This window comes from Sorangium sp. So ce131 (assembly GCF_051519095.1).
Taxonomy (GTDB): Bacteria; Myxococcota_A; Polyangia; order Polyangiales; family Polyangiaceae; genus Sorangium.
Genome location: NZ_CP150455.1, coordinates 13,901,656 through 13,915,604 on the forward strand (window position 1 = coordinate 13,901,656; position 13,949 = coordinate 13,915,604).

Below are 13,949 nucleotides of genomic sequence, written 5' to 3' on the forward strand. Positions count from 1 at the left end.
ACGAAGCGGCTCCATCCCCCCTCGAGGAGCGCTATCCTCGCCCTCGACAGCTGCGGCAGCGGCCACGACGGCCGCTCGCCGCAGGGGGCCGCCGCACCCCGCGGCGCGTCCCGGTGGCTTCCGATCCTCGCGGGCAGAGGCGAGCGTGGCGCACAACTTTCACGACAACAACGGGTGGCTCATCGCGGGCCTCGAGCTCCATCAGGGCTTTCACATCTTCCCGCCCGCCCCCATGAAGTTCCTGAAGCTCGTGCTGCTGCACCCCTTCACGATGGGCGACAAGCAGAAGCCCACGGTGCTCTTCAACGGGGTGCCGTCCGTCGTGCACCAGCACGAGCCCAGGTTCCTCTGGCCGCACCTCGGCATCATCCCGGACCCGCTCGACGCGCTCACGCCGCTCCACATCCTCACCGGGTCGCAGAAATGCTGGCTGCCGCGCGGCGCCGTCGAGATCTGCGGCGAGAGCGCCACGTGCTGCGTGATCGGCGGGCCGGTCTCGATCAACGCCGACTGCTGGGACGTCGGCAGATGGCCGAGCTCGCTGATCCTCAACCCCGGCACGGTGCAGACCACGCCCACGTTCAGCGACTTCCTGGCGGGCGCGGTGACGCTCGCGGTCGATCTCGTGCTCGATATGCTCTTCGAGGGGGCCTTCAAGATCGGCGGCGCGCTCCTCCTGAAGCTCGGCAGCAAGGTGCTGAAGCCGCTCTTCAAGAGGGCCAAGGACCTCGTCTCCAAGGGGCTCAAGGCGGCCGTGCGCGGCGCGGGGCGCGCCGGGCGCGCGTTCCAGCGAGGGATGCGCGCGGCCGGAAAGAAGGTGATGTCGGCGCTCAAGCGGATCAAGTGCCGCGTCACCGGCCACCCCGTGGACACCACCTCGGGCGCCGTGGTGGACTCGAAGGTGGACCTCGCGCTGCCGGGCGCCATCCCGCTCTTCTGGGAGCGGCACTACTCGTCGGCGCGCGCGCTGCAAAGGACCTCGCTCGGCCGCGGAGGCTGGACGCACAGCCTCGAGCAGTGGGTCGAGCGCGACGAGGAGGGGATCACGCTCCAGGACGAGGAGGGCCGCCACGTCTATTTCGACGCGCTCGAGCCGGGAGAACACACGTTCCACCGGCCGGACCGGCTGACGCTGACGGCGCTCGCCGACGGCGAGTTCAGCGTCTACAGCCACGAGACCCGGCTCACGCGCCGCTTCGCGCCGGCCGGGCCGGAGGGCAGGGCGCTGCTCAGGTCCATCTCCGACGCGCACGGCAACGCGATTGCGCTGGAGTACACGGGCGAGAAGCTCCACCGCGTCATCGACACCGCCGGCCGCGAGATCCGGGCCAAGGTGAGCCACGGAGGGCGCATCGTGCGCCTCGAGGTGTGGGTGGACGGCCGGCTCGATCAATGGGTCGATTACACCTATTCCAAAATGGGTGAGCTCGCGAGCGCGGCGGACGCCCTGGGGCAAGCCGAACATTACGTCTACGACGAGGATCACCGGATGGTGCAGGTCACGCTGAAGAACGGCGTGAGCTTCTATTACGCGTACGACGAGGAGACCGGCTGGTGCAAGCGGACCTGGGGCGACGGCGGGCTGCACACGGCCGAGATCTCGCCCGATCTGGAGCGCCGCACGACCCGCGTGAGCGGCAATGACGAGCCGCGGATCTTGCATTGGAACGAGGACGGCCTCGTGGTCCGGGAGGAGACCCCGGACGGGATCGCGATCGCGACGCGCGCCTACGACGGCGATCAGTACCTGCTCGCCGAGGCGCTCGGCGCGGGCGAGCCGACGCGGTACGAGCACGACGCGCGCGGGAACAAGGTGCGGCAGATCGACCCCGCGGGGAACATCACCCGGTGGGAGATCGAGGACGACCTGCCGGTCGCCCGCGTGACGCCGGACGGCCTCGTCACGAGGTACGATTACAACAAGGCCGGCTCGTTGACCGGGGTGACCTATCCGTCGCAGCTCCACATCGCGCTGAGCTACGACGAGCGCGGCCACCTGCGCGCGGTCCGGGACGGCGAGGTGCTGCTGTCGTCGTTCACGGTGGACGCGCGGCACGACGTGATCGAGGAGATCGACGCGCGCGGCGCCAGGACCAGGTACACGCACGACCCCATGGGGCGGCCCGTCTCGCGGACCGACGCGCTCGGGCGGACCACCTCGGTGCAGTACGACCGCCTCGGGAAGCCCGTGCTGGTCGAGCGGCCCGACGGCACCGTCACGCGCGCCGAGTACGGCCCGCTCGGCGGCCCGAGCCGGATCCTCGACGCGCTCGGCCGGACGACCGAGGTGACGTACGGCGGGACTGGCTCGCTGGAGAGCCTCAAGCAGCCGGACGGCGAGGTCTGGCGCTTCAGGTACACGGGGGGCGAGAAGCTCCGGCGCGTCGAGAACCCCCGGGGGGAAACATACGAGTTCGTTTACGACGCCGCGGGGCGCATCACGAGGGAGCTCACGTTCGACGGGCGCGCCCTCGATTACCAGTACACGCCGGGCGGCCGCGTGGCGCGCATCGATTATCCGGACGGCAGCTTCCGCGCCTTCTCGCACGATCCGCTCGGCCACGTCGTGGAGGAGCACACGTCCGACAGCCTGGTCCGTTATCACCGCGACGGGACGGGCCGGCTGCTCGGGGCCGTCGTGGAGCAGGGCGGCGAGCGTGTCGAGACGCGCTTCGCGCGGGACCGGCTCGGCCGGGTCGCCGCCGAGACGCAGGGCGATCGGACCCTCTCGTACGGCTACGACGCGCGCGGCCGGCGCACGTCGCGCGTCATGCCCGAGGGGGCGACGACGCGGTACGAGTACGACGCGCTGGACGCCCTGAGCCGCGTCGAGCACGCCGGGTTCGAGCTCGTGGTCCAGCGGGACACGCTCGGGCGGGAGACCGCGCGCGGCGACGCGGGGGGCCGCTTCTCGATCCGCAGCGCGCACGACGTCATGGATCGCGTCGTCGAGCAGCGGGTCGACGTGCGCCCGCCGGGCGGCGGCGCGCCCGCGACGGCGCTCGAGCGGCGCTGGCACTACGACCCGATCGGGCGGGTGAAGCAGGTCGAGGACAACCTCTGGGGCGCGACGTCGTACCGGCACGGCGCCGTCGGCGAGCTCCTGGAGGCGCGGCGCAGGGGGCGCGCCGAGGTCTTCGACTACGACGCTGCCGGCGCGCTGAAGAACGTGCTGGAGGGGCTCGACGCCGGTCCGGCGCAGGCCGCGGCGCAGGAGCCCTGGGAGATCGCCGAGGGCGATCGCCTGCTGCGCACGGAGCGGGCGAGGTACACGTACGACGCGCGGGGGCGCCGGATCCTCAAGGAAGAGGGCGGCGAGGGCCCGGAGGCGAAGCGGACGGAGTACGTCTGGGATGCGCGGGACCGGCTGCGTGCGGCGAGGTTGCCGTCCGGCGAGACGGTCGCGTTCACGTACGACGCGTTCGGGCGGCGGGTCCGAAAAGAGATCCTGGACGCCCGCGGGGAGCCGCGCCGCACGGTGGAGTTCCTCTGGGACGGGGACGCGCTCGCGGCGGACATCGACAGCGGCCGCGGGGAGCGCTGCTTCGTGCACGCGCCGGGGACGCTCGTGCCGCTGCTCCAGGCGGAGCGCGGGGAGGTGTTCAGCTACCTGACCGACCGCGTCGGTGTGCCCAAGGAGCTGCTCGACCAGCAGGGCAGGGTGGTGTGGTCGGCGGCGCACTCGGCGTGGGGGCGGGTGACGGAGACGTCCGTGGATCCGGGGCCGGATCGGCCGGCGGTCGAGTCGCCCTTCCGGCTGCTCGGCCAGTACGCGGACGAGGAGACCGGGCTGTGCTCCACGCGGTTCCGCTACTTCGACGCGGAGGTCGGCAGATGGTGCAGCCCGGACCCGCTCGGGCTCGACGGCGGCCCGAGCCTCTTCGGGTTCGACGGCAGCCCCGTGAGCGCGGTGGATCCGTTCGGGCTGACGGGCGAAGACGACTGGGAGATCTTCTACCGCACGATGAGCCGCGAGCACGCCGAGGAGCTCCAGCGGAACAGGAGATTGCTCCCCACGCGCGAGACGTTCATCTCTCCGACGAGGGGCTTCTCGGAGGACTACGACGGGGTGCTCGTGAAGTTCAAGATGAAGCCGGGGACGACGGAGGCGCTGGAGAACATCGGGGTGCGCGACGTCTCCGCCCTGACGCGCGCCGAGTACCCCGACATGCCGGCGGTGGGCAAGGGGTGGACCGCGGACAACGCCTTCTTCAAGGGCGAGGGGCGTCAGATCAACATCGGCCTCGGCCGGGGCCGGGCGCTCGAGGTGTTCAACGATCACATCGAGGACTTCGACATTGGCGACACCGGTTGTTGATGAGCGGCAGCAGCGGCTGATACTGGATCTCGCGCGCGACAAGATCACGGCCGCCGAGTTCGGCCGGGCGTTCCCTGCGGCGCCGCACGAGCTCGGGGGGCTCGGGCTGAGGATGCTCCAGGACGCGCTCCGGCAGGAGGATCCTGTCGGTGTGGAGTTCGGGCTCTACCTCGGTTACTGCTTCGGGTTCTCCGACAGCTACGTGGACGTCCTGTCGCGCCTGGCCGAGGAGGGCTGGCACCAGCGGCACGAGGATGTCGTGGGCGCGCTGGAGAAGCTCAGGTTGCCGGGGACCGTGGACGTCCTCCGCCGGACCGCGCTCGTCCGGCACGGCTATCTCGAGTACGACGAGTCGCGCGCGCTCGGCGTGAAGTGCCTCTGGGCGCTCGGCAAGATCGGCACGCCGGAGGCCGTCGCGGCGCTGGGTGAGCTGCTCTGCGCGGGAGATCCGGTCCTGGCGTCGGAGGCGGAGAAGCAGCTGTTGCGGCTCGAGCGGCGAGATCCGCCGGACGCCGTGCGCGCGGCGATCCGGCAGGCGCTTGCCCGGAAGCCGCGGCCCGCGCCGGAGGGCTGATCGGGCGAAGGGGCGGCTGCGCCCGTCCGGCGGCATGGGGGCGCGGCGGCGCGCACGGGGGATCGCTGCGGTTCGGCTCGGCCGTGCGCCGGAGCGTGCATCGCGGTGCCGGTGGGGGAGCGAAAGCGCGCATCCCGCGCGAGCCTCCGGCGGGCACGGTGGATGCGGGGCGGCTCAACCCGGGTCGGCTCAACCCGGGCCGGCCGGCTCAACCTGGGTCGGCTCAACCCGGGTCGGTCGGCTCAACCCGGGCCGGCCGGCTCAACCTGGGTCGGCTCAACCCGGGTCGGTCCGCTCAACCCGGGTCGGCTCAACCCGGGTCGGCTCAACCTGGGTCGGCCCGCTCAACCCGGGTCGGCCCGCTCAACCCGGGTCGGCCCGCTCAACCCGGGTCGGCCCGCTCAACCCGGGTCAGCCCGCTCAACCCGGGTCGGCATCGCGCGGCGCAGGACCGCCCTGCGCCAGAACCCTGGAGGAGGCCTCCATGAATGCGTCATTTCACCGTGTGCACGCAATTTTCGGATCCCTCGCGCTCCTCGCGGTCGCCGCGGGGTGCGGCCGCGAGCGGCAGCCGGCGCACCCGGTCGGCCGCACGCCGACGTTCGAGTCCGAGATGCCCTACGCCGTCAACTCCCAGCCGCCGGGCAGCGGCCCCGGGCACGCCCCGGTGCCGGACCAGCGCCAGATCGGGGAGAGCCCCGCCAGGAACATGAGCCCGCCGGGCGCAACCCAGCCGGGCGCCGCCCCGCTGGACACCGGCGGCCAGCCCGGACAGCCGCGCGCGGGCGCCGCGGGCGCGACCGACATGAGCGAGCGCCAGATCTGCGCGCAGATCTCCGACGCGGCGAGCGTCAGCGCCGAGGACATCCCCGGCGGCGTGCAGATCGTGATCACCCCGAGCCTCGGCGCCGGCGCCACGTCGCTCCACGAGACCGCGCGCCAGCTCGACCGCCGCCTCACCGCGCTCGCCGACGCGGGCCAGCAGCCGTCCGACGACGGCGCGGCGCGGTGCCCCCTGTTCGACATGGCCCGCCGGGGCGCGCGCGGCCGGGTCGTCGAGGCGGCGGACGGCCTCCGCGTGCTGTTCACCTCCGAGGACACCCCAGGCGTCGCGACCGTCCGCGAGCAGGCGCGCCGGTTCGTGCAGTCCGCTCGCGAGGGACAACTCCGGTAGCGCTGTCCGGCGCCGCGGGGACGCCGCCCGCGGACGAGGCGGGCGGAGCAGGTGGCGCTCGACCGGCCGTGGCGCGCGGGCTAGCCTGCAGGCGAAGGGATCCACGATGAGCAAGAAGCTGGATGAAGAGTTGGCGCAGGCCCTGTCCCTCGCGGAGCAGCAGGAGACCCCGGCGGTCGTCAAGCCGGCGGCGAGCGCCCCGCCGAAGCCGCGTCCGTCGCGCAGCATCGGCCTGCTCGCGACGCTGCTCGTCATGGTGGGCGCGCTGGTCGCCCTGTTCCTCGTCGGCTTCAAGGAAGCCGCCGTCTACGCCACGCCCGTCGATCAGCTGCTCACCTCCAAGGACAAGCTCACCGGCCGCAAGGTCCGCGTCGAGGGCGAGCTCGTGCCCGGCACGCTGGTCAAGCGCGACAGCCCCTGCGAGTACCGCTTCCAGATCCACGGCACGCAGGCCGCGCTGCCCGTGCGCTACGCCCAGTGCGTCATCCCCGACACGTTCCGCGACGTCCCGAGCGGCGGCGTCCAGGTGACCGTCGAGGGCGCGCTCACGGCGGAGGGCAACTTCGAGGCGAGCCTCGTGATGGCCAAGTGCACCTCGAAGTACGATCCGAACTCGCACGAGATGAAGGGCGGCGCCGAGGGCCCGCTCTCGAGCAACTGACCGCAGACCACGCGCAGACCGGGCGAAGGCCGCCCGAACGTCGCGCGAACCCCGCCAGCTCGTCCCCGCTTCACCCCCGTCCCCAGCGCGAGCGCCCGCATTCCTCGGGGCGCTCGCCTTCTCCCGCGCATCGTCCACACTGGGGCGATGATCCCTCGTGACCGCCGGTTGCTGAGCCCCGTCGGCGACGGAGGCAGCGCGCCGCTGTCGGGTGATCCCACCACGTCCGGCGCGGCCGCGAGCTCCGGCGACGCCGCGAGGCCCGTCGACCCCGTCGCGACCGCGCAGCACGCGCTCACCCTGCTGCCCGGCATGGAGGCGGTGCTCGGCTCGATCTTCCGCGACGTCGAGCGCGCCGAGCGGCGCGTGGACATCGAGACGTACATCTACCGCGACGACATGCTCGGCCGATCGTTCGGGGACATGATGGGGCGGGCGGCGGCGCGCGGCGTGCGCACGCGGCTGCTCTACGACCCGCTCGGCTCGCAGGAGACCGACACCCCCTTCTTCGAGGATCTCCGGCGCCGCGGCGTCGAGGTGCGCGCCTACCGCCCGATGGCCGTGGCGCTCGGCGAGGGCGGGCTCCTGCCGCGGGATCACTCGCGCGTGATCGTGATCGACGAGGCCGCGTACACCGGCGGCGCCGCGTGGGGCGACGAGTGGCTCCCCCAGCGGCGCGGCGGCGAGGGGTGGCACGACGTCTGTATGCGCGTCGACGGGCCCTGCGTCGCCGACTTCGCGTTCCTCTTCGAGCAGCGCTGGCGCGAGGCCGACGGCGAGCCCGGGCGCCTGCTCGACTACGCGACCGGGCGCAAGTACCCGGATCTCGAGCTCATCGCGGACACGCCCGACGACAACGCGCGGGTCTACGCCCGCCACCGCGAGGCGATCCAGCGGGCGAAGGAGCGCGTCTGGATCGAGAACGCCTATTTCTTCCCGCCCGCCGGCATGCTCAAGGACCTCGTCGACGCCGCGCGCCGCGGCGTCGACGTCCAGATCATCCTCCCCGGCGAGACCGACCTGCCGATCATCAAGCGCGCCGCGCGCGCCGAGTACGCCGCGTGGATCGATCGCGGCTTCAAGCTCCACGAGTACCACCGGGCCGTCCTGCACGCGAAGTTCGCGCTGGTCGACCGCGACTGGTGCACGATTGGCACGTTCAACGCGAACCCGAGCAGCCTGAGCGCGGTCAACGAGGTGAATCTCTTCGTGTTCGACCCGGCGTTCGTCGCCCGGGTGGCCGACCTGTTCGCGCGCGACAGGGCGGCCTCGCGGCCGATCACCCGGGGCGCGCTCGCGGCGCGGCCGCTCCTCGACAAGGGCGTTGACTGGCTCGCTCATGGGGCCTTGAGCCTGCTCGACAAGCTGATTAAGACGTCCCCGGACTGACCCCCGAGGAGGAGGCCGTTGAGCCAGGACCGCGAGATCGTGTTCTTGACCCAGAACATCTGGGGCGGCGTCGCCCTGTGGGAGCGGCGCCGGACGATGCTGGCCCGGCTCATCAGCGAGATGCGCCCCGGCGTCATCGGGCTTCAGGAGGTGCACGCGCAGGCCGCGCGCGGCGATCTCGGCCAGGCGGGGGAGCTCGCGCGCCTCGCCGGCGGGTACCGGGCGTGGTTCGCGCCGGGCAGGGTCGCCGCGGGCGGCGAGTGCGAGGGGGTCGCGCTGCTCTGCCGGGAGGACATCGAGGTCATCGATCACTCCCTCGAGGCGCTCACGCTCGATCGCGACGACCCGTTCGAGCGGGACAGCCAGCGCGTGGTCCTGCGCGCGGCGATCCGGCAAGCGGGCGCCGTGGTCGACGTGCTGGTGACGCACCTCTCGCTGTCGAGGCGCGCGCGGGCGCGCACGGTGCGCGAGCTCGTGAGCTTCGCCGCGCGCGAGCGCCAGAAGTCGGGGAGCGTCGGCGCCGTGATGATGGGCGACTTCAACGCGCTCCCGAGCGAGGAGGCGGTCTGCTTCCTCCGGGCGAGCGCCGGGGACGCCCGCTGGGTCGACGCGTGGATGCACACGCACCCCGGCAAGACGGGCGGCACCTGGCCGGCGGGCCTGCCGCTGCGCCGCATCGACTACGTCTTCGTCCAGCCGGGGGACGGCTGGACGATCGCGCGCTGCGAGCGGGCGCCGTTCTCGGGGTCGGACCACCACGGCGTGGCCGCGTGGCTGCGGCTCGGCGGGTGACCGGCGGCGCCCGTTGAACCGGCGGCGCCGGACCGGGTAGGCTCGCCGCTCATGAGCCGACTACTGATCTTGGGGTCGACCGGGGGCACGGGCGCCGCGTTGGTCCGTCAGGCCCTCGAAGCTGGCCACGAGGTCTCCGCGTTCGCGCGCAACCCCGCCACCATCCCTGTTCCACACCACGAGCGGCTGCGCGCGCTCCGGGGCGACATCATGGATGCTGAGCAGGTGTCGCGGGCCGTCGCCGGCCACGATGCCGTGCTCTCCGCCCTCGGGTCGCGCGGCCTCGGCCCGACGCGCGTCTACTCCGAGGGCGCCGCCAACATCCTCCGCGCGATGAAGGAGCACCACGTCCGCCGCCTGATCGCCGTCACCGCCGTGGGCATCGACGACCCCGGGAGCGCGCTCTGGTTCCGCCTCCTCGTCAAGCCGCTGCGCCGCAACCCCTACTCCGACATGCTGCGTATGGAAGAGATCGTCCGCCAGGGCGTCGTCGCCTGGACCATCGTGCGGCTGCCCAAGCTCACGGATGGACGGCTCCTCGGCGATTACCGCGTCGGCCTCGAGCACTTGCCGCAGGGGAACTACTTCTTTGGGGGGCCCACGCTCTCGCGCGAGGACGCGGCGCATTTCATGCTCTCTCAGCTGGATCGTGACGAGTATGTGCACAAGACGGTGGCCGTTACGTACTGAGGCGCTCGCCCGCCTGCGCGCCGCTGTCCCTTGACGCGGCCGCGCCGCTTCGGTCTGCTCCCGCGCGCGGCGCCGAGCGAGCCTCGATCGTGTCGATCGAGAGGGCGCCGAGCAGAGGATTGCATTCCATGATTTCCTGCCTCAGGACCGCGCTTCCGTTGCTCGTCGGCCTGGCAGCGCCGGCCCTGATCGGGTGTGAGCTGCTCGTCACCGTGGATCGCAGCAGGATTGAGCAGCCCGGCGGCGAGCCCGGGCGCGGCGGCGGCGGCGCAGGCGGCGACGGCGACGGCGAGGGCGGACGCGGCGGCGACGGTGACGGCGGGCGCGACGGCGAGGGCGGGGCGCCCGGCGCGACGTGCGGCGACGGGGTCGTCGGCGCGCCCGCCGAGGAGTGTGATGATGGGAATCGCGCTGGCGGCGACGGGTGTGATCCGGGCTGTGTCATCGAGCCTGGATACGCCTGCTCCGGGGCGCCGAGCGCGTGCGCGGGCGGGTGCGGCGACGGCGTCCGGCGCGGCGTCGAGGCCTGTGATGACGGCGGCAACGAGGGCGGCGACTGCTGTTCGCGCGCATGTCAGGTGGAGCCCGGGTGCGAGGTCGAGCCCAACGACGATTTCCCGCTCGCGCGCGACGCCTTCTCGCTCGCGCCGGACGGCCGGCTCCGCGCGTTCCTCGATCCCGAGGGCGACGTGGACGTGTTCTCCGTGGCCGTCCCCGACGGGGCCGTCGGGAGGCTCAGGGCCGAGACGCTCGACGGCCCGCTCGGCACGACGTGCAGCTCGCTCGGCGTCGACACGCAGGTGACGGTCTTCGACGATCGCCTCAGGGCCCTCGACAGTAGCGATGACATCGACGACGACAACTACTGCTCTTTGCTGGTGCTGGAGAGGCTGAGCCCGGGCGGCTACTACGTCCGCGTGGAGGGCTCCCCGGCCGCGCCGCCGGCGACGTTCGATTACACGCTCTCGCTCACGCTGGACACCGCCTTCTGCGGCGACGGCGTGCTGGAGGATCCCGAGCTCTGCGACGACGGCAACACGGCGGGCGGCGACGGCTGCAGCGCCGCCTGCGAGCTCGACACCCCCTCTCCCGAGGTGGAGCCGAACGGCACCGCGGCGGAGGCGGACGCGCGCGGCGCGCTCACGCTGAACGCGCTCGTCTCCGGCGCGATCGAGCCGCTCGGCGACGTCGACGTCTTCGCCGTCGACGTGCCGAGCGCCTCCGACATCCGGATCGCCACGTTCAGCGCCGGCAGCCTGAGCGACTGCCTCGAGGGCTTCGACACGTTCGTCCAGCTGCTCGACAGGGACGGCGAGACGGTGCTGGCGAGCGACGACGACGGCGGCCCCGGGGCCTGCTCGCTGATCGACCCGAGCGGCACGGGCGCGGCGGTCCAGCTCGAGCCCGGCACCTATTATGTGAGCGTCGAGGAGTTCACGAACGACGCCACGATCCCCGGCTACAACCTCCTCGTCGTGCTCACGGCGCGCTGCGGCGACGGCCTGGTCGAGGGCGGCGAGCAGTGCGACGGCGGCGCCGGCTGCTCCGCGGCGTGCACGAGGATCGTGCGGTGCGGCGACGGCGTCGTCGACGGCGCCGAGGCGTGCGACGACGGCGGCACCGAGGGCGGAGACGGCTGCAGCGCCACCTGCCAGCTCGAGGGGACGCTGCCCGAGGCCGAGCCCAACAACACGCCCGACCAGGCGACCGCCGGCCAGGCGACCGCGCCCGGCGTGTTGTTCTCCGCGTCGATCGATCCCGCGGGAGACATCGACTATTTCGCCGTCGACGTCCCCCGCGTCTCCGATCTCGAGATCGAGACCTTCGACGCGAGCGGCCCGACCTCCTGCGACGACGTCGACACGGTGGTCCAGCTGTTCGCGCCCGACGGCGCCCTGCTCGGCGAGGACGACGACGGCGGCGAGGGCACGTGCTCGTTGCTGGCGGCCTCCATCACCGCCCCCGGCACGTATTATGTGCTCGTCGAGGAGTACGGCGGCGGCGTCCTTCCCGGGTACACCCTGCGCGCCCGGACGACGGCCGTCTGCGGCGACGGCGCCGTCGAGGGCCTGGAGGAGTGCGACGGCGGCCCCGCGTGCGACGCGACCTGCCAGCGCGTCCCGACGTGCGGCGACGGCTTCCTCGACGCGCCCGAGGTCTGCGACGACGGCAACACCGCGGTCGGGGACGGCTGCGACCCGTCGTGCCAGCTCGAGGGCGCCACGGCCGAGGTCGAGCCCAACGCGACCCCCGCCGACGCCGACGCGAACGGCGCCCTGGCGCCGAGCGCGCTCTTCTCCGGCGCGCTCTCGTCGCCCGCCGACGTCGACGTCTTCGCCGTGCGGCTCGCGTCCGTGTCCGACCTCCGGCTCGAGACCTTCGGATCGAGCGGCCCCCCGCAGTGCCCCGAGGGCGTCGACACCGCCCTCGCCCTCCTCTCGCCGGACGGCGCGACCGTGCTCGCCGCCGACAACAACGACGAGGAAGACGAGGAAGGCGAAGACGACGAGGTCGGCGTCTGCTCGCTCATCGACCCCACGCTTCCTGGCGGCGCCGGGGCGCGCCACCTGGCGCCGGGGACTTACTATGTCCGCGTCAGCACCTCGCCCAGCGGGGCGACCTCGGCGTATACGCTGCTCGTCTCGCTCGACGCCGTGTGCGGCGACGGGGAGCGGCAAGGCGCGGAGGAGTGTGACGGCGGCCCTGGCTGCAGCCCGGGCTGCGACCGGCTCCCGGTCTGCGGCGACGGCTTCGTCGACGTGCCGGAGGGCTGCGACGACAGCAATGCAGCGGACGGGGACGGCTGCAGCGCCGCCTGCCAGCTGGAGGCGGTCACCGCGGAGGTTGAGCCGAACGACACGGCCGCGCAGGCCGCCGCGAGCGGGCTCGTGATCGCGGGCGACGCCCTCGTCTCGGCGAGCCTCGCCGCGGCGGGCGACCGGGACGTCTTCCGGGTGAGCCTGCCTGTCGCCTCGCTCGTGCGCCTCGAGGTGTTCGACGGCACCGGCGCCTCCTGCGAGGGCGGCATCCGCACGACGCTCCGCCTGCTCGACGCGGCGGGGGAGCCGATCGCGACCGACGAGGGGCTCTCCGACGCCGACTACGCGGGCGGCATCGCCGGCTGCTCGGCGCTGGTCGTCGAGCTGCCCGCCGGCGACCATGGCGTCGAGATCACCTCGCGCGGCGGCGGGGAGATCCCGGTCTACCTCCTCCAGGCGAAGATCCTCGCGCCGGCGGGCGCCGAGGAGGAGCCGAACGGCACCGGCGCCGAGGCGAACACGCTCGCCGGCTCCGATGTGTTCCTCTCCGGCGCGCTGACGAGCGGCGATTTCGACCTCTTCGCGGTGGACCTGCCCGCCGGCGGGTCGATCCGCGCGGAGATCGTCGAGGGCGGCGCGGCCACGTGCGAGTCGCTCGAGCTCGACAGCCGGCTGTCGCTGCTCGACGGCGAGGGCCGGCTGATCGCGGACGACGACGACGGCGGCCGGGGATACTGCTCGATCCTCGACGGCACCGGGGACGCTCCGCGCCACCCCGGCGCGCACGCGCTCGCGGCGGGAACGTACTTCCTCCGGGTCCGCGCCGCGTCGGGCGCCTCGGGCTCGGCCGGGCTCTTCGACTACCGACTGGCCCTCACGCTCCGCTGACCGGCGCGCTGGCGTCGTCGCCCGTCGACGCCGTCCGCGCCGTCCGCTCGGCGCCGGGCGCGCCCGCTCGGGGCGCCCGGGGCAGGCCGGGACGAACCCGTCCTCGCGCGGCGAACTCGATGTCTCGATATCCCATCATCCCGGGGCCCGCGGCGGCCGCTCGGCCGATCGCGGAGGCAGCGCCGGGTGGCTCCGCGGTGCTCAGCGGCGTCACATAGGTGGCCATCGCCCACAGGGGTTCATCGCTGTTCGAGCAGGAGAGACCCCCGCGGAATCCGTGTGTTCCTCCCTCGATCCCCCGGTTTGCGCCCGCGCTGGCGGCGCCGCGGCCACTCGGCCGTCGGACCGCGTCGGACCGCGTTGGACCGCGTTGGACCGCTCTTCGCAACGACTCGAGAGCGCGCCTCCACCGGCGCAGGTGCGCGATACTTCGGCTGGATGTGGGAGCCCACGGGGTGCGTTCGAGGCAGAGCGCGCGAGTTCATAGTCGATGAGTGCCGTTATTATCCACGGTTCTAGTTCAGCCGTCTTTTCGGTCGGAAGAATGCCAGTCAAAAGTGCTTGCATGATCCTGCCGGGAGAATAGTCTCCTGTTGTTCGCGGCATGACCTCGGGGCGGGTTCCTCCGGGAGCATGGTCATGACGGGGCGACGACAACGCGCGTCGCCCGCGTCGGGGCATCGCTCTCCTGGCTCGCGCCCCGG

The 13,949-nt window shown here is 72.9% G+C and carries 8 protein-coding genes; all 8 read left to right on the top strand.

Annotated elements, in window-relative coordinates:
• Positions 1–145: 145 nt before the first annotated feature.
• The 8 genes from WMF43_RS50570 (at position 146) to WMF43_RS50605 (ending at position 13,245) form a co-directional block, all read left to right on the top strand.
• Positions 146–4,318, top strand: a complete 4,173-nt coding sequence (locus WMF43_RS50570; protein WP_437676273.1) for a DUF6531 domain-containing protein — start codon at positions 146–148, stop codon at positions 4,316–4,318.
• Positions 4,299–4,892: a hypothetical protein gene (locus WMF43_RS50575; RefSeq protein WP_437676274.1), complete on the top strand. Its 594-nt coding sequence runs from the start codon at positions 4,299–4,301 to the stop codon at positions 4,890–4,892. The genes WMF43_RS50570 and WMF43_RS50575 overlap by 20 nt, the downstream gene beginning before the upstream one ends.
• Positions 4,893–5,376: 484 nt before the next feature.
• Complete coding sequence (locus WMF43_RS50580; RefSeq protein ID WP_437676276.1) at positions 5,377–6,066, top strand: hypothetical protein; 690 nt, start codon at positions 5,377–5,379, stop codon at positions 6,064–6,066.
• Between the two features lie 106 nt (positions 6,067–6,172).
• Positions 6,173–6,727: a cytochrome c maturation protein CcmE gene (locus tag WMF43_RS50585; RefSeq protein WP_437676277.1), complete on the top strand. Its 555-nt coding sequence runs from the start codon at positions 6,173–6,175 to the stop codon at positions 6,725–6,727.
• Between the two features lie 147 nt (positions 6,728–6,874).
• Positions 6,875–8,116: a phospholipase D-like domain-containing protein gene (locus WMF43_RS50590; protein ID WP_437676279.1), complete on the top strand. Its 1,242-nt coding sequence runs from the start codon at positions 6,875–6,877 to the stop codon at positions 8,114–8,116.
• A gap of 18 nt (positions 8,117–8,134) precedes the next feature.
• On the top strand, positions 8,135–8,908 hold the full coding sequence (locus WMF43_RS50595) for an endonuclease/exonuclease/phosphatase family protein (RefSeq protein ID WP_437676280.1): 774 nt from the start codon (positions 8,135–8,137) through the stop codon (positions 8,906–8,908).
• 51 nt (positions 8,909–8,959) lie between these two features.
• The gene (locus tag WMF43_RS50600; RefSeq protein ID WP_437676282.1) at positions 8,960–9,598 is read left to right on the top strand and encodes an NAD(P)-dependent oxidoreductase; all 639 of its coding nucleotides are present in this window, start codon (positions 8,960–8,962) and stop codon (positions 9,596–9,598) included.
• 128 nt (positions 9,599–9,726) lie between these two features.
• Positions 9,727–13,245 carry a DVUA0089 family protein gene (locus tag WMF43_RS50605; RefSeq protein WP_437676284.1) on the top strand — a complete coding sequence of 1,173 codons (3,519 nt, stop codon included), beginning with the start codon at positions 9,727–9,729 and terminating at the stop codon, positions 13,243–13,245.
• Positions 13,246–13,949 lie beyond the last annotated feature (704 nt).

Excerpts from the sequence above, each read along its gene's own strand:
- WMF43_RS50580 (WP_437676276.1), top strand. The coding sequence starts at position 5,377 with ATGAATGCGTCATTTCACCGTGTGCACGCAATTTTCGGATCCCTCGCG.
- WMF43_RS50585 (WP_437676277.1), top strand. The coding sequence starts at position 6,173 with ATGAGCAAGAAGCTGGATGAAGAGTTGGCGCAGGCCCTGTCCCTCGCG.
- WMF43_RS50590 (WP_437676279.1), top strand. The coding sequence starts at position 6,875 with ATGATCCCTCGTGACCGCCGGTTGCTGAGCCCCGTCGGCGACGGAGGC.
- WMF43_RS50600 (WP_437676282.1), top strand. The coding sequence starts at position 8,960 with ATGAGCCGACTACTGATCTTGGGGTCGACCGGGGGCACGGGCGCCGCG.
- WMF43_RS50605 (WP_437676284.1), top strand. The coding sequence starts at position 9,727 with ATGATTTCCTGCCTCAGGACCGCGCTTCCGTTGCTCGTCGGCCTGGCA.